General features: G+C 30.9%; 18 protein-coding genes. 12 read left to right on the forward strand and 6 right to left on the reverse strand.

What is annotated here, in order from left to right:
• Positions 1 to 321, forward strand: a 321-nt coding sequence (locus LWW95_00005; GenBank protein ID MDL1955424.1) for a sulfite exporter TauE/SafE family protein, incomplete at its 5' end; no start/stop codon positions are given.
• Here the strand turns inward: LWW95_00005 and LWW95_00010 are convergent.
• Entirely contained in the window at positions 307 to 1383 is a 1077-nt protein-coding gene (locus tag LWW95_00010; protein MDL1955425.1) for a hypothetical protein, read from the reverse strand. The two genes, LWW95_00005 and LWW95_00010, sit on opposite strands and share 15 nt — an antisense overlap.
• Positions 1384 to 1402: 19 nt before the next feature.
• Between LWW95_00010 and LWW95_00015 the strand changes: the two genes are divergently transcribed.
• Positions 1403 to 1960, forward strand: a complete 558-nt coding sequence (locus LWW95_00015) for a hypothetical protein (protein MDL1955426.1) — start codon at positions 1403 to 1405, stop codon at positions 1958 to 1960.
• Here the strand turns inward: LWW95_00015 and hemA are convergent.
• Together hemA and ccsB are read right to left on the reverse strand one after the other, a co-directional pair.
• Positions 1948 to 3252: a glutamyl-tRNA reductase gene (hemA, locus tag LWW95_00020; protein MDL1955427.1), complete on the reverse strand. Its 1305-nt coding sequence runs from the start codon at positions 3250 to 3252 to the stop codon at positions 1948 to 1950. The genes LWW95_00015 and hemA overlap by 13 nt on opposite strands.
• A gap of 5 nt (positions 3253 to 3257) precedes the next feature.
• A complete protein-coding gene (ccsB, locus tag LWW95_00025; protein ID MDL1955428.1) occupies positions 3258 to 4052 on the reverse strand; it encodes a c-type cytochrome biogenesis protein CcsB in 795 nt (264 codons plus the stop codon).
• A 152-nt stretch (positions 4053 to 4204) separates the two neighbouring features.
• Here ccsB and LWW95_00030 point away from each other — a divergent pair, with 152 nt between their 5' ends.
• Positions 4205 to 5227, forward strand: a complete 1023-nt coding sequence (locus tag LWW95_00030) for a putative manganese transporter (GenBank protein MDL1955429.1) — start codon at positions 4205 to 4207, stop codon at positions 5225 to 5227.
• A gap of 64 nt (positions 5228 to 5291) precedes the next feature.
• A complete protein-coding gene (locus LWW95_00035) occupies positions 5292 to 6080 on the forward strand; it encodes an HDOD domain-containing protein (GenBank protein MDL1955430.1) in 789 nt (262 codons plus the stop codon).
• Between the two features lie 11 nt (positions 6081 to 6091).
• On the opposite strand, the gene LWW95_00040 is transcribed toward LWW95_00035, so the two are convergent.
• On the reverse strand, positions 6092 to 7447 hold the full coding sequence (locus tag LWW95_00040) for a DUF429 domain-containing protein (protein ID MDL1955431.1): 1356 nt from the start codon (positions 7445 to 7447) through the stop codon (positions 6092 to 6094).
• A 79-nt stretch (positions 7448 to 7526) separates the two neighbouring features.
• Between LWW95_00040 and LWW95_00045 the strand changes: the two genes are divergently transcribed.
• The 8 genes from LWW95_00045 (at position 7527) to LWW95_00080 (ending at position 13807) form a co-directional block, all read left to right on the forward strand.
• A complete protein-coding gene (locus LWW95_00045; protein ID MDL1955432.1) occupies positions 7527 to 7772 on the forward strand; it encodes a ferredoxin family protein in 246 nt (81 codons plus the stop codon).
• A complete protein-coding gene (gene vorB, locus LWW95_00050; protein MDL1955433.1) occupies positions 7769 to 8860 on the forward strand; it encodes a 3-methyl-2-oxobutanoate dehydrogenase subunit VorB in 1092 nt (363 codons plus the stop codon). The genes LWW95_00045 and vorB overlap by 4 nt, the downstream gene beginning before the upstream one ends.
• On the forward strand, positions 8860 to 9606 hold the full coding sequence (locus LWW95_00055) for a thiamine pyrophosphate-dependent enzyme (GenBank protein MDL1955434.1): 747 nt from the start codon (positions 8860 to 8862) through the stop codon (positions 9604 to 9606). The genes vorB and LWW95_00055 overlap by 1 nt, the downstream gene beginning before the upstream one ends.
• Positions 9603 to 10145 carry a 2-oxoacid:acceptor oxidoreductase family protein gene (locus tag LWW95_00060; protein MDL1955435.1) on the forward strand — a complete coding sequence of 181 codons (543 nt, stop codon included), beginning with the start codon at positions 9603 to 9605 and terminating at the stop codon, positions 10143 to 10145. Before LWW95_00055 ends, LWW95_00060 begins: the two co-directional genes overlap by 4 nt.
• Positions 10129 to 10344, forward strand: coding sequence for a hypothetical protein (locus LWW95_00065; protein MDL1955436.1), 216 nt, complete (start codon positions 10129 to 10131; stop codon positions 10342 to 10344). The genes LWW95_00060 and LWW95_00065 overlap by 17 nt, the downstream gene beginning before the upstream one ends.
• A gap of 27 nt (positions 10345 to 10371) precedes the next feature.
• Positions 10372 to 11439 (forward strand): prephenate dehydratase, encoded by a 1068-nt coding sequence (gene pheA / locus LWW95_00070; GenBank protein MDL1955437.1) that lies wholly within the window; start codon positions 10372 to 10374, stop codon positions 11437 to 11439.
• 84 nt (positions 11440 to 11523) lie between these two features.
• Positions 11524 to 12735, forward strand: a complete 1212-nt coding sequence (locus LWW95_00075) for a type II secretion system F family protein (GenBank protein MDL1955438.1) — start codon at positions 11524 to 11526, stop codon at positions 12733 to 12735.
• Positions 12728 to 13807: a (Fe-S)-binding protein gene (locus LWW95_00080; GenBank protein ID MDL1955439.1), complete on the forward strand. Its 1080-nt coding sequence runs from the start codon at positions 12728 to 12730 to the stop codon at positions 13805 to 13807. Before LWW95_00075 ends, LWW95_00080 begins: the two co-directional genes overlap by 8 nt.
• On the opposite strand, the gene LWW95_00085 is transcribed toward LWW95_00080, so the two are convergent.
• Entirely contained in the window at positions 13743 to 14075 is a 333-nt protein-coding gene (locus LWW95_00085) for a hypothetical protein (GenBank protein MDL1955440.1), read from the reverse strand. The two genes, LWW95_00080 and LWW95_00085, sit on opposite strands and share 65 nt — an antisense overlap.
• A gap of 1 nt (position 14076) precedes the next feature.
• Positions 14077 to 15369 carry an adenylosuccinate synthase gene (locus tag LWW95_00090; protein MDL1955441.1) on the reverse strand — a complete coding sequence of 431 codons (1293 nt, stop codon included), beginning with the start codon at positions 15367 to 15369 and terminating at the stop codon, positions 14077 to 14079.
• Positions 15370 to 15383 lie beyond the last annotated feature (14 nt).

Raw genomic sequence — 15383 nt, forward strand, 5'->3', positions numbered from 1 at the left:
ACTATCTCTGGAGCTTATGGAATTGGGGGTGGGGCATTATTAGCCCCTATCCTTATTTCGGTATTTATGTTACCACCTCATGCTATCGCTAGTTCCACCCTTACAGGCACATTTACTACTTCTATAATGGGTGTATGTTTTTACTACTTGCTAGATTATCCACCCAATTGGAAAATTGCTATTTTGTTTGGTATAGGGGGTATGCTAGGTATGTATACTGGGGCAAGAACACAAAAATATATTCCTGAAAGAGTAATAAAAATCATACTTGCCTTTCTCATTTTTATTCCTGCACTAAAATATATTTTAGATTATTTTTAACTCTTCACATAGGCGTTTTAAAGCAATAAGGGCATCAGCACCACTTAATGGTTTCATAGGAGCAAATAATCTATTTGGACGGTCATAAGGTGTAATAAATCCTTTTACTAAAGCAAGAATACATGCATTATAATAACTTGCTTTTGGATTTAAATCTTTATAAGGTGATCTTACTTTTTTAAAACGAAAACTTAAATATTTATTTCCAGTAAGTCTTATCAGAATATCTTGTAAAATTTCGCAGAATGAAGCTCGTGTAATTTTTTGTTGAGGAGAAAAATATCCATCTATTGTAGCAGAAAGTTCTTTTATTTTTAAAGGTACAATAGCTTCAATTTCTTTAGCAAATCTTTCCTTACCTATATCTCTTACTATTATTTGAGATTTTGATGTTACTTCTAATATTTGAGGTAGATGGAGTTCATGTACAAGTAGGGCTGCTATATCTGCTTTAGTGAGAGTATCTTTTAAGCCAATTTCTCTACCAATATTGCTTTTTGGTTGAGCTTTTTCAATCTTTTTAATCTTTTCAATCTCATTATAAGCCTGAAGTACAAATGGATTTTCTGTTTTTAATACTCGTTCAAATAATATCTTTGCTTTATCAAACAAAAATGCCTTTTCATAAAGACAAGCCATGTAATATGTTGCTATTGGATGAGCGGGTTTTAATTGCATTATTTGTTTGAAAGCCTCTTCAGCTATAGATAAGGATTTTTTTGTAAAAAGCAGATATATTAATCGAATTTTTCCTATTAATACTTCTGCTTTTTCTTCATTATTTTTTACAAAGGTTTCAGCTTTTTCTAATTTTTCCCATGCCTTTTTTTCTTTACCTTGTTTTGCTGCTATCAAGGCTAAGCCAATATAGGCTTTAACTAATTTAGGATTGGATTCTAAAGCTAATAAAAATTCTTTTTCTGCTTTTTTAAGTTTATTCTTTTCTAGTAAAACCATACCTACTTCTATATGATGTATAGTGCTTGAAATGCCTGTTTTTAAAGAAAAACTTCTTGGTCGACAGGCAAAAAGAATATTAATTGTAATTGTTAAAATGAGCATTATTTGGTAAATTTTTTTTATGGGATTTTTATTACGAAAAATTTGGCATTTAATAGGCACTATAATTCCCCTTATTTATTTTTTTTCTCCATTATCACCTAAAAAAGCAGCACTTATAGTTTTTGTCATATTTATCTTTGTCTTTATTGGTGATGTACTCCGTTTATTTTATCCTCCTTTAAATAAATGGTTTTTAAACTATTTTGGCTTTCTCGTCAAAGAGAAAGAGAAAAAAAGTATTACAGGAAGTACTTATTATCTTTTTGCCATCAGCATTACTCTTTTCTTTTTCCCAAAAACTATAGCTACTTGTGCTATTCTTTATCTTACTTTGGGAGACCCTATAGCAGCTATTGTCGGCCATTATTTTCCTCTTTTTCGTATTTGGCAAGAAAAAAGTTTAGGTGGTACTTTAGCCAACTTTATTGTCTGTTTAAACATTGGTTTTTATTTTTTCTCCCCCTTTGTTGCTATCATAGGTGCTATTACGGCTACTTTGGTTGAACTTTTTTCTCCTATTGATGATGCTATTTCTATTCCTTTATGCTCTGCTTTAGTGCTTTATTATGTTTTATGATATTCATGTTTTTCTTCTATATTATCTAAATTAAATAATTGACGTGTAATATCCAAATAAAAATCAATTTTATCTCTGTTTTCCTTTTGTTTTAAAAAGGTTATAGGGTCATGTAGAATCTTTTTTATCATTGCCTCTGTCATAATGGAGATAGCTTTTTTATCTTCTTCAGAAAGGTGTTTTAAACGATTGAATGTTTTATTTAATTCTTTTAATCTTATAGTTTCAAGTTTATATTTAAGGGCAATAATTGTGGGCACTACTTCCAATGTCTCTAGCCAACGTTGAAATTTAATAGTTTCTTCTTCTACAATACGCTCAGCTTTAATTGCTTCCTTTTGGCGTTTCAATCTATTTTCTTCCACCACACTTTGCAAATCATCTATATCATAAACATAAGCATTATCTAACTTATTGATCTTTGGATCTATATCTCTTGGTACAGCAATATCAATAAAGAAAATAGGGCGATGACGCCTTTCTCGCATAATCTGTTTTATGTCCTCATAATGAATAATGAAATGAGGTGCTCCTGTAGAGCTTATAATAATATCTACTTCCTTTAAGGCATCTTTTATTTCTTCCATAGAGATAGCTTGACCATGAAATCTTTCTGCTAATTCAATTGCTCTTTCTAAAGTACGGTTAGCAACAATTAAACTTTTAGCACCATTGTTTAAAAGATGTTGAGCAGCTAATTCTGCCATTTCTCCTGCACCAATAAGCATAATGCGTTTTCCTTCTAAATGACCAAATATTTTCTTTGCCATCTCTACTGCTGCATAACTAACAGAAACAGCATGATGAGCTAATTTTGTTTCAGTACGGATGCGTTTAGCTACTGAAAATGCTTTATGCAAAAGGCGATTTAAAATTGGTCCAGCTGTACGATGCTTTAAAGCAAGACGATAGGCATCTTTTATTTGACCAAGTATTTGAGGCTCTCCTAATACCATAGAATCTAAAGAAGAAGCTACACGAAAAAGGTGTTTGACAGCATTTATATGAGAATATACATAAAGAAACTTTTCAAGCTGAGATAAAGGTATTTTTCCATAATCTGAAAGAAAATTTTTTACTATTTTAACTGCAACTTCAGGGGCATTTTTTGTAACAAATAGAATTTCTACTCGATTACAGGTAGAAAGGAAAAATACTTCTTTCATGCCAGAAAGGCGTATAAGCTGTGAAAGTATTTCATCTGTATGTTGAGCAGCAGAAAGTTTTTCTCTTATTTCTATAGGAGCTGTCCGATAGTTAAGACCTAAAAGCAATATATTATGAGCATTCATATTTTTCACCTAAAGCTGTGATAACCTTTAAGAAGATAATTAACTCCAAGAAATGTAAATAGCAAGCAAGCAAAGCCTATAATGGATAACCAGGCAGCTCTCCTTCCTCTCATGCCTTTAGTTATTCTTTGATATAATAAAACAGCATATACAAGCCATGTTAATACTGACCAAATTTCTTTTGGATCCCAACTAAAAAATTGTCCTCTGACCCATTGTGCATAAATAGAACCACTTACTAATCCTAAAGTAAGCATAACAAATCCTACAATGAGGGCATGATAATTTAAAGTGTCAAGAAAGGATAAAGCAGGAAGACGGCGAAAAATACCTCTTGTTTTCTTTTGTTTAATTTGGCTTTCTTGTAAAAGATAAACAATACCTGCACAAAAAGCCACAGCTAAAAGTGCATCACCAATAAGACTTAAACCAATATGTAAATTGAGCCATAATTCCCGAAATGAGGGACGTGGAGGAGTAGCAATTCCAGGGACAAGACGTGAAAGGAAAAGTAAAGAGACAATTAGTGGGGTAAAAAATGCTCCTAAAATGCCTACATTAAATCGGTAAAAAAGTATAAGATAAGTTAGAGAAAGTGACCAAGCTACAAAAGAAAGAGAACCTTCCATTGAAAGTAATGGAAAAAATCCATAACGCATCCAACTAAAACCTATTGCTGCTGTATGTAACCAAAAAGTTAAAAAAAGGATAAATGTAGCTATTCTTAGAAGTGTACGATGTATAGTAAAAAGATTGATAAGAAAACATATCATACTTACTGTATAGCCAAATAGGCTCATTTGGTAAAAAAAATTGTCCATGTAAATTTTATACTATAAAAATAATCCCATTGGCAACAAATAACTATAATTTTTTTTAAAATCGGCTATTTAATTATTTTTGTCCAAAGACCTTGACATATTTGATATAATTTTTATTCAAAGAGGCATTTATGTGGAGTGATATTTTTAGAGAGGCATTAACAGTTACTGTCTTTGTTTTCATTATTATGATGGTCGTAGATTTTATAGATGCTTTTACTGAGCAAAAATTGACAATCTTTTTAAAAGGAGGACGCTGGCGACAATATTTTCTTGCTGCTTTTTTAGGAGCTACTCCTGGTTGTTTAGGAGCATTTATGGTAGTGAGTTTATATATTCATGGACAATTAAGCCTTGGAGCTGTTATTGGTTGTATGATTGCTACTTCTGGTGATGAATCTTTTGTAATGATAGCTAAAATTCCTCAAACTGCCTTATTACTTACTTTTTTGTTATTTTTTATAGGATTAACAGCTGCCTGGCTAGCTGATAATTTGATAAAATTTCTTCCTGCTTCTTTTAACATTTGTTGTCCTGAAAAAAGCTTTCATGCAGAATATGCAGAACCTGCCTTTACTTTAGATAGTTTAAAGAAAAATTTTAAGCAACTTTCTTTTCATCGTTTTCTTTTAATATTATTATTGATTTTTACACTTTTTTTATTTCTCAGTGGACGTATTGGACCTGAAAAATGGAATTGGGTAAAAATAACATTTACAGGACTCTTATCTATAAGTCTAATTATTTGTATATTTGCTTCTGAACATTATCTAGAAAGCCACATTTGGCAACACCTTATTCAAAACCATCTTTGGCGTATATTTTTCTGGACTTTAGGTGCCTTAATGTTTATTAAAATTGGTTTAATGTATTTTAATTTAGAAAACTTTATTAAAGAGCATCTTACCTGGGTACTGCTTTTAAGTGCCCTTGTTGGAATTATTCCTGAATCTGGCCCTCATCTTATTTTTGTTTTTCTTTATGATCAAAAAATTATTCCTTTTTCAGTATTATTAACTTCATCTATTGTTCAAGATGGTCATGGTATGCTTCCTCTCTTTTCAGCTAGTTTAAAAGCTAGTATATGGACAAAAATATTTAATCTTTGTTTTGGAATAATCATAGGTGGAATTTTTTATCTTTTAGGTTATTAATTCAGAACTTTATAAAAAAATTGCCGATATTTTATATGACTTTAAGTTTTAAAGGAGGTTAATTATGCAAGATGCAGAAGTACAAACAGAAAATAAAGTACTTAATATTGAAATTCCTGCAATACCAGTTGTAATTCAAAAGGTATTAAATGTTTTAGAAAATCCTCATGCTAATGCCAATATAATAGCAGCAAATGTAGCTAGGGATCCTGGTCTTTCAGCAAAAATTCTAGGTGTAGCTAATTCAGCTTTTTATGGATTTTCTCATAAAATTACTTCCCTTCCACAAGCAATTATGATTCTTGGTCTAAATGCTTTAAAAGGGATATTAGTAACTCTTGCCTTATTAGAAAAAGAATATAGCAAAAAAGTCAAAAAAACTATTGTAAATCTCTGGCAACATTTAACTAGATCTGCTTATATTGCAAAAGAAGTGGCTATATCACTTAATTTTAAAAACAAATCAGATATTATAACTGCTGCACTTTTACATGATATAGGAAAAGCTATTATAGCATTAAATTTCCCAGAAAAAACATTAGAAATAGAAAAGTTAAAAAAAGAGAGGAATATGAATAGCATTGAAGCTGAAAAAGAAATATTGGGATTTTCTCATGAAGAAGTAAATTTTTTACTTTGTGAAAAATGGTCTTTATCGAATTTTATCAAATACCCTCTCTCTTTTCATCATCGTGTAAATCAAACAGAAAATTTTGTTAAAGAAATAGCCTTTATTCATTTTGTAGATGCTATAGCAAACAAAATAGAACCACAATCAGAAGCATTAGAAATATTAGGGATATCAGAAGCAAAAAAAGAAGAGATTATTTGGAAAGTAGAGTTTGGCAGATGATTAAATTTTTATTAACTAATTGAAGGGATGGTTTTGATTTCTTTTTTAGATAAAGAAGATTTTGGGAAAAAAAATATACTAAAAAAGTAGCCAGTTTCTTGTAAACAAGTTAATGAAGTAAGGCTTTGATGTATATAAGTTGTTTTTTTCTTTTCTAAAAAATGACATAATTTAAAATAATTTTTTTCTTCAGGTTTCCAAGGGATGAAAAGAAGTATTGAAGAATTATTTTGTTTATATAAAATTTTTTCAATTACTTCTTGCCAAATGTGCCAAAAATCTGCATAAGGGTCAAGGAAAATAAGGTCATATGATTGCTTTTGTATTAAAATATCATAACCATTATTTATTTTAAGAGCAGGCTTATTTAATAATCTTTCATAAGCCAAAATAGCTTTTTTATTTTTATCATAAAAATCAATACAATAATCCTTTTTCTTTTTTTCACAGATTTCTTTTACAAGCCATGCACTACCAGCATACTGGCAATTTTTAAGGTATGATTTTTGTAAATGATAAAGTGGTAGATAAGACCATCTTTCTTCAAAAGAAAGTATAATTTCTGGTCTTGTTTTATAAATAGGAAAACCACAAAAAGTATCAGCGTAATGAAAATGCTTTGTATATTTAAGTAACCAATTGACAATGGCAATAAGCCAGCTTTGTTTTAAAACATCTCCATAATTGCCTGGAGTATATTTAATTTCTAAAGGTTCTTCTAAACAAGATGGTTTAAAAATATAAAAAGGGCCTATCCCTCTTAAATTGTTTTCTAAAGGTAATCGATAAAGTTTATCTGGCATATAAAAATAAAGAAATGCTATTATAGCGCAAATAAAGGCATCAAGTGCTCCATCACTTACAATATTTTCAGGTAAAATTTTTATTTCTACATTTAAAACTTTTGGTAAGATAGCTAAAGTTTTTTCTATTAACATTTTTAATGCATTAGGAGAAGTTTTGTATTTTTTTAAAAGAGGTTCTTTTTCAAGCATAAAAAATAATGAAGCCCTAGGATGAGTTTCAATAATTGAGCCTACATAAGGAGAGATAAAAGAGACTAATTGCTGCGCTCTTAAAGGTACTGCCTGCATTGAGTTTGGCGATTGTACCCAATTCTTATTTTCTTTTAAAAGACAACGTAATGCAATATCTGAAATCCTCCATTTTCTTGTACTAGAAGAATAAGTTAATGGTGCATCAATAGCACAGCCAAGAAAAACTTTTTTTTGAACAAGATTTAATATTTCATCTAAAGCAGCTATTTGATATGGTGGTATTTCTAAAAATAACTTCTTTTTATCCCAAGACAGTTCACATACCCAAGAATTTTTAGCTCCAGCAATATCTATACCTAGAAATAGCATCAAAAATCACTAACAATTTGATATTGATTTGTCAACTTGACAAAAAAGAAACGCCGTTTTAAAAAGCTTAACACTGACAATGTATCGAAGACTTCATTTAATTAGATTTCTTTCCTATCAAATAAAAATTTTAGAAGATCAATGTAAAGGTTGCCAATTATGTGTATATGTCTGTCCTAAGCATTTACTAAAACTTTCTTCTCATACAAATGAAAAAGGTTATTTTGTTGTAGAATGGAAAGATATGGGCTGTATTGGTTGTGGTCTTTGTTATCATATTTGTCCTGAGCAAGCTATTAGAATTTATGCTGAGGTAAAAGAATGAGTAGGTTATATCTAAAAGGAAATGAAGCTATTGTTGAAGGTGCTTTAAGAGCAGGTTTAAATGCCTTTTTTAGTTATCCTATTACTCCAGCAAGTGAAATTATAGAAGCATTTGCTGAAAAATTTTTTGCTGATAGAGAAAGAGAAAAAAGAGGAGAAAGACCACTTTATCCAAAATTTAAAGTTTTTATGCAAATGGAAAGTGAGATTGCCTCAATTAGTGCAGTTATGGGAGGAGCTGCTGCTGGTTTTAGGGTGATGACAAGTTCATCTAGCCCTGGGATTAGTTTAAAAATGGAAGGTATTTCTTATCTTGCTGCTTGTGAGCTCCCATGTGTGATTGTAAATATTATGAGAGGTGGTCCAGGTTTAGGAAGCATTCAACCAGAACAAGGAGATTATTTTCAGGCAGTAAAAGGCGGTGGGCATGGAGATTATAAATTGATTGTTTTTGCACCAAATTCTGTTCAAGAGATGGCTGAACATACTATGTTGCTTTTTAATCTTACAGATAAATATCGAAATCCTGGTATGCTTTTAGCTGATGGTTATCTTGGTCAAATGAAAGAATCCATGGAAATACCAAAAATACCAATAGAGGAATATGAAAAACCATGGGCTGTAACTGGAATAGGAGAAAGAGAAAAACAAAATGTCATTGAATTTCTTTATCTTGTTCCTGAGCCTATGATAGAGGCAAAAAAAAGATTATTAAAGAAATATAAGGAAATAGAGAAAAATGAAATAAGATATGAAACTTATAAAATAGATGATGCTAAAATCTTGATTACAGCTTATGGTACTTGTTCTAGAGTAGCAAAGGCAGCTGTTGATTTGGCTAGGGAAAAAGGAGTAAAAGTAGGTTTACTTCGTCCTATTACACTATGGCCATTTCCTTATAAAATTTATGCTGAACTTACTAATTATCAAATTGATCGAGTGTTGGTAATAGAAATGTCATTTGGTCAATTTGTAGAAGATGTGCGTTTAGGAGTAGAAGGCAGGGCAGAAGTAAAACTCTATGCTTGTTATGGAGGAATTGTGCCTACAGAGGAGGATATTTGGGAAAAAATAAAGGAGATAGCTTGATGCGTGTTTCAGCTTTAATTCCAAAGTATCCAGAACCTGAAACATATTTAGGTCGTACACATTATTGTCCTGGTTGTGGACATGGCATTTTACATAAAATTTTAGGTGAAGTTATTGATGAATTAGGTATTAGGAAAAAAGTAATTTTGATTGAACCAATAGGTTGTTCTGTTTTAGCTCTTAATTATTTAAAAGTAGATGGGATTCAAGGACCTCATGGACGTGCACCAGCTATTGCCACTGCTGTAAAAAGACTTAGGCCAGAAAATATTGTTATTACTTATCAAGGGGATGGGGATCTAGCTGCTATTGGTACTAATGAAATATTGCATGCGGCTAATCGAGGTGAGCTTTTTACTGTTATATTTATTAATAATGCTGTTTATGGTATGACTGGAGGACAAATGGCTCCTACTACCCTTATAGGTCAAAAGAGTACTACTACACCAACAGGCAGAAAAGTAGAATATACTGGTTATCCTTTAAGAATTTGCGAACTGCTTAATACACTTGAAGCCCCAGTTTATTTAGAACGAGTAAGTCTTCATGATGTAGAACATATTTTACAAACTAAAGCAGCTATTAAAAAAGCCCTTTTAAAGCAAATAGAAAAAAGAGGTTTTTCTTTAGTGGAGGTATTATCAAATTGTCCAACAAATTGGAAAATGAGCCCAGAAGAATCTTGGGAATTTGTTAAAAATGAAATGGTAAAAATTTTTCCATTAGGAGTATTTAGAGATAAATGAAGATACAGATTATTATTGCTGGATTTGGTGGGCAGGGAGTATTATTTTTAGGAGATTTAATTGCTCATTCTGCTGTGAAAGAAGGGAAATATGTTACTTGGGTACCTTCTTATGGCCCAGAATCACGTGGAGGTACTTGTAATTGTCAAGTAATATTGGCTGATCAACCAATTGGTTCACCTGCTATTTCTCATCCAGATATTCTTATTGTTTTTAATACCCCTTCTTTTTATAAATTTCTTCCTTATTTAAAAACAAAAGGAATATTATTTTATGATAATTTTCTTATTAAGAAACCTACAATCAGAGAAGATGTGAAAATGTTTGGTGTTCCTGCATTTCAACTGAGCAAAATGGGTAATATGGTAATGATGGGTGCTTTTTTAGTTGTGACTAATTATATAAAGCTTGAAACAGTATTTCAGGTATTAAAAGAAAAACTTAAAGGGGGAAAAGAAAAATTTTTTCCTTTAAATAAAGAAGCTATTGAAAAAGGTATGCAATTTATTAAGGAGATTAAAGATGTGGCAACAACTTGATCCTATTTTAGTAAAAAAGATTAAAGCTAAGCTTGAAGAAGAACTTGATAAAAGAGAATTAGAAACAATTCAATACTGGTTAGAAGAAATTAATAAAATTTATGCTCGCCATCGTGATATAACTACATTGCAAAATGCTCTCAAAGAATTAATCCAACGTATGAGAAATAGGATGAGAGCCTTAAAAGAAAAACTTTAAGTTGATAAGATGAAAACTGAGGAAATTTTGAAATTAAGAAGTGAAATTGATATTTTAGATGAAAAAATTTTAGAGTTACTTAATCAAAGGGCTGAAATTGCTTTAAAAATTGGTAATATTAAAATTAAAAATAATCTCCATTTTTGGGATCCTCAACGGGAAAAAGAGATATTTAATCGTTTAAAATTGCTTAATAAAGGTCCTCTTTCTGATAAAGCTATTTTTAATATTTTTCATGAAATCATTACAGCCACAAGGGAATTACAATGTCCTACGAAAGTTACATTTCTTGGTCCCGAAGCTACATTTAGTCATATGGCTGCTATTAAACATTTTGGCAAAGCTGCACTTTTTTATCCAGTAGCAACAATTAAAGATGTTTTTCATGAAGTAGAAAAAGGACATTATGATTATGGTGTAGTACCAGTAGAGAACTCAATTGAAGGTGTAGTAGCTTTTACATTAGATATGTTTATGCAATTTAATTTAAACGTTTGTGGCGAGATTTATTTAAAAGTAAATCATTATCTAGCTTCAATTACAAGAGAAAAAAAAGATATTGAGAAAATTTATGCTCATCCACAAGCTGCTGCTCAATGTCGAGAATGGTTAGCATCTAACTTACCTAATATACCTATTGAAGAAGTAGTTAGTACAGCTTTAGCAGCTCAAAAAGCGAAAGAAGATCCAAAAGCAGCAGCTATTACTACTAAATTGGCAGCAGAAAAATATGGTCTTTATATTCTTGAAGAACACATAGAGGACTTTGCTCATAATACTACACGTTTTTGGATAATAGGACATCAATTGCCAAAACCTACAGGCCATGATAAAACCTCTTTGATTTTTGCTACACCTCACAGACCTGGAGCTCTTTACGAAGCATTAAGACCTTTTGCAGAAAGAAAAATCAATTTAACAAAACTTGAATCACGGCCTATGAAAAGTCTTCCTTGGCATTATCTTTTTTTTGTAGATTTAGAAGGACATTATAATGATAAAATCATTAAGGAAGCAATAAATGAATTAAAAGAAATTTGTGCTTATCTTAAACTCTTAGGTTCGTATCCTCGGGCACAAACAATTGACCTTTAGTTTTTAAAAAACCGATTATTATAATAAAAGATTTTTTCTTGTCATAAAATAGTGAACATGATAAGATGCAAAAAGGAGTAAGCTATGCCTGTTTTTGTATGGGAAGGTAAAACTGCTGAAGGGAAGACAATCAGAGGAGAATTTGAAGCCTCTAATGTTAGTGTTGTTCGTCATAGATTAAGGCATCAAGGTATTACACCAATAAAAGTTGTACCTAAAACTAAAAAACTTGAAGATTATCTTCCTTTTTTAAAAGGTAAAGTCAAAGAAAAGGATCTAGTTATATTTACTCGACAACTAGGAACAATGTTAAATTCTGGTGTGCCAGTAGTTAGAGCATTGGATGTGCTTTCTATTCAGCAAAAAAATAAACTTTTTAAAAAAGTGCTTCAAGAGGTTAAAACAGAAGTAGAAGGTGGTTCTACACTAGCTGATGCTTTTAAGAAATACCCTCATATATTTGATGAACTTTTTGTTAATATGGTGGCAGCAGGTGAAACTGGTGGTGCTTTAGATCAAGCTTTGGAAAGATTAACAATTTATAAAGAAAAGGCTTTAGCTCTTAAAAGAAAAGTAAAAGGAGCTATGGTTTATCCAATTATTACATTAATGGTAGCAATAGCAGTTGTGGCTGTTATTCTTGTTTATGTAATCCCTTCTTTTCAAAAAATATTTGCTGATTTTGGCACAAGTTTACCTGCACCTACACAGTTTGTTATTAATTTAAGTATGTGGTTTAGAAAGTATTTTCTTCAACTTTTTATGATAATTTTTGGAGTTATTATTGGAGTTCGCCTTTGGCAAAGGACAGAAAGTGGGAAAAAAATTTTTGATAAACTTCTTCTTACCATACCTTTGATAGGAACTTTATTACAAAAAACAGCTATTGCCCGTTTTTCTCGCACACTATCAACAATGTTACAGAGTGGTGTTCCTATTTTGCAGAGTTTGGATATTGTAGCTAAAACATCTGGTAATAAAGTTATAGAAATTGATTTACAAAAAGTAAAATTAGAAGTAAGTCGTGGTCAAACATTAGCAAGTTCTATGGGCGAGATGAGGATTTTTCCTCCATTAGTAGTACAAATGGTAGCTGTAGGAGAAGAGACAGGAGAATTAGAGAAAATGCTTTCAAAAGTAGCAGATTTTTACGAAGAAGAAGTAGATGCTGCTGTTGAAGCATTAACTTCCATGTTAGAACCAATGATGATTGTTTTTCTTGGTGGAATTATTGGTGGTTTAGTAGTGGCTCTCTATCTTCCTATATTTAAACTGGGTGCAGTGGTGGGTGCTTAAGAATTGTGTTAAGTGTGGAAGATGTCTTTCTGTCTGCCCAATTTATAAAATAAGTGGACATGAAAGACTTTCTCCTAGAGGAAAATTAAATCTTATAGAACTTTATCAAGAAGGTATTCTTCATCCTTCTCCTTTATTTATAGAAACAATTAGTGCCTGTATTTCATGTGGACAATGCGAAGAAAGATGTGTTTTAAATCTTCCTATTAAAGAAATTATTCATCAATTGCGAGAAAAACTTTGGTCTCATCAAAAAATTCAATTTTATCGTGCTTGGTTAATAAGCAATATTTTGGCATCAAGAGGTATTCTTTGGCGTTTATTAGCTATGTTTAAACAATTTTCACCCTTACCTTTTTCTTTTGCTCAAAAACCATTTTTACCACAAAATATTAAATCTTCAGGTAAAAAAACAGTAGGTATTTTTGTTGGATGTATAACTAATTTTATTTATCCTCATTTAGGTTATAAGCTTTTAAAATTATTAAAATATTTAAACTATGAAATATTTATTCCAAATGAACAAGTTTGTTGTGGGCTTATGGCTTATAATTTAGGAGATAGAGAAATAGCTTTTACATTGGCTCAAAAAAATATTGATGCTTTTAAAAATAAAAAAATAGATTTTATTCTTACTCCTTGTGCTTCTTGCTATCATCATTTAACTACTTTCTCTCTTTATCAGGAAACAGGCTTATCAAAGAAAGTAATGGAGCTTAATAGATTTTTGTTCAATAATAAAATTCCTTTTATTTTTCTTAATCAAAAATTAACTTGGCATGATCCCTGCCATCTTTATTATCACCATAATATTTGGGAAGAACCAAGGGAATTGCTTAAAAAAATAGGTATTTTTGTTGAATCTAGCCCAAATGGTATGTGTTGTGGACAAGGAGGTAGTTTTTCTATTAATTTTCCTGAATTATCTAAGAAAATGCTTGAAAAAAGAATAAATTTTATTAAAAAAACAAAAGCTGATATTGTTGTTACTAATTGTATGGGTTGTCTTATCCAATTAAAGACTGGTTTAGGAAAAGAGAAAGTAAAACATATTTTGGAACTAATTGCTTAAAATAGGTCTTTTTTACTTTTGGCTCTTTTGGTAGCCATTTTTCAAGCAATTTATTTATATTTTCTAATAAATTACGTAATGTTTTAATAACACTTTTTTTCACTAAAGGAAGTGATGGGTCATTTTCCATCTCTTCTAATTTTTTATCCCATTTTTCAATCTGCTGATGTATATCCTTTAATAATTCAGAAAATTTTGCCTCAGTATTAGCCCATGCATTAACACTTATAAGACAAAATAAACAAAAAAATAAGTATGTTCTTATCATATCAATTTTCAAAAATCTCTTGTGTAAAGATTGCTTTTTCTCTTTCTGCACCAGTAGAAATAATACTTATAGAGATACCTAAAAATTCAGAAATAAAATTAAGATATTTTTGAGTAGCTTTTGGTAGATTTTCAAATGTTTTTCCTTTAAGGCTTTCTTGCCAACCAGAAAATACACGATAAATTGGTTTACATTGAGAAATAGTCTTTAAAGAAGCAGGAATATAATCTATAATTTCCCCATTATATTCATATCCAATACATACTTTAATTTCATCAAGTCCTGTAAGGACATCCAGTTTAGTTAAAGCAAGTTTTTTTACTCCACTTAATCGAATTGATTCCTTTACCACCACTAAATCTAACCAACCACAACGGCGTGGTCTGCCTGTAGTAGCGCCATATTCATTACCTTTTTTCCTTAAATAATCTCCCAAAGAGTCTTTTAATTCTGTAGGAAATGGGCCACCTCCTACTCTTGTAGTATAAGCTTTACAGACACCTATAATTGTATCAATAGCAGTGATTGGAAAACCTGCTCCAGCACAAACACTACTAGCTACAGTATTAGAAGAAGTTACATAAGGATAAGTGCCATGGTCTATATCTAAATGCGTTCCCTGTGCCCCTTCAAATAAAATATTTTTACCCTCATCATTTGCCTTCCATAAAAAATGAGCAACATTTTTTACAAAAGCACGTAATTTTTCCGCATAATTGAGATAAGTTTTAGCAACTTCTTCAAAATTAACTTCTTTAGCATTTAAATAATGAGTAAGATAAAAATTTTTTTCTTCAATTTTTATTTTTAATTTTTCCAAAAATACTTCTTCATCCATAAGGTCAATCATTCTTATGCCAGTACGGGCAGCTTTATCTTCATAACAAGGGCCAATGCCACGTCCTGTTGTGCCAATCTTTTTCCCCCCTTTTTTTGCTTCTCTAGCAAGATCAATAGCCTTATGATAAGGCATAATAATATGTGCTTTTTCACTAATTAATAAACGTTCAGGTGTAATTTCAATTCCTCTTTTTTTTAATTCTTCTATTTCTTCAAGCAAAACACCTGGATCAATTACTACACCATTACCAATACAACATATTTTATCAGGGTGTAAAATGCCAGAAGGGATAAGGTGAACAATATATTGTTCTCCTTTTACAACAATAGTATGACCAGCATTATTCCCTCCTTGAAATCGAACAATTATATCAGCCTTTTCTGTTAAAAGATCAATTATTTTCCCTTTACCTTCATCTCCCCATTGTAATCCAATAACTACTACATTAGGCATGATTATCTCCAAAG

This window comes from Candidatus Desulfofervidus auxilii (assembly GCA_030262725.1).
GTDB lineage: Bacteria > Desulfobacterota > Desulfofervidia > Desulfofervidales > Desulfofervidaceae > JAJSZS01.

Coding starts and splice junctions, on each gene's coding strand:
- LWW95_00035 (MDL1955430.1), top strand. CDS start 5,292: ATGCAAGATGCAGAAGTACAAACAGAAAATAAAGTACTTAATATTGAA.
- hemA (MDL1955427.1), bottom strand. CDS start 3,252: ATGAATGCTCATAATATATTGCTTTTAGGTCTTAACTATCGGACAGCT.
- LWW95_00055 (MDL1955434.1), top strand. CDS start 8,860: ATGCGTGTTTCAGCTTTAATTCCAAAGTATCCAGAACCTGAAACATAT.
- LWW95_00090 (MDL1955441.1), bottom strand. CDS start 15,369: ATGCCTAATGTAGTAGTTATTGGATTACAATGGGGAGATGAAGGTAAA.
- LWW95_00045 (MDL1955432.1), top strand. CDS start 7,527: ATGTATCGAAGACTTCATTTAATTAGATTTCTTTCCTATCAAATAAAA.
- LWW95_00060 (MDL1955435.1), top strand. CDS start 9,603: ATGAAGATACAGATTATTATTGCTGGATTTGGTGGGCAGGGAGTATTA.
- LWW95_00040 (MDL1955431.1), bottom strand. CDS start 7,447: ATGCTATTTCTAGGTATAGATATTGCTGGAGCTAAAAATTCTTGGGTA.
- LWW95_00010 (MDL1955425.1), bottom strand. CDS start 1,383: ATGCTCATTTTAACAATTACAATTAATATTCTTTTTGCCTGTCGACCA.
- LWW95_00030 (MDL1955429.1), top strand. CDS start 4,205: ATGTGGAGTGATATTTTTAGAGAGGCATTAACAGTTACTGTCTTTGTT.
- LWW95_00015 (MDL1955426.1), top strand. CDS start 1,403: ATGGGATTTTTATTACGAAAAATTTGGCATTTAATAGGCACTATAATT.
- vorB (MDL1955433.1), top strand. CDS start 7,769: ATGAGTAGGTTATATCTAAAAGGAAATGAAGCTATTGTTGAAGGTGCT.
- LWW95_00065 (MDL1955436.1), top strand. CDS start 10,129: ATGTGGCAACAACTTGATCCTATTTTAGTAAAAAAGATTAAAGCTAAG.
- ccsB (MDL1955428.1), bottom strand. CDS start 4,052: ATGAGCCTATTTGGCTATACAGTAAGTATGATATGTTTTCTTATCAAT.
- LWW95_00075 (MDL1955438.1), top strand. CDS start 11,524: ATGCCTGTTTTTGTATGGGAAGGTAAAACTGCTGAAGGGAAGACAATC.
- LWW95_00085 (MDL1955440.1), bottom strand. CDS start 14,075: ATGATAAGAACATACTTATTTTTTTGTTTATTTTGTCTTATAAGTGTT.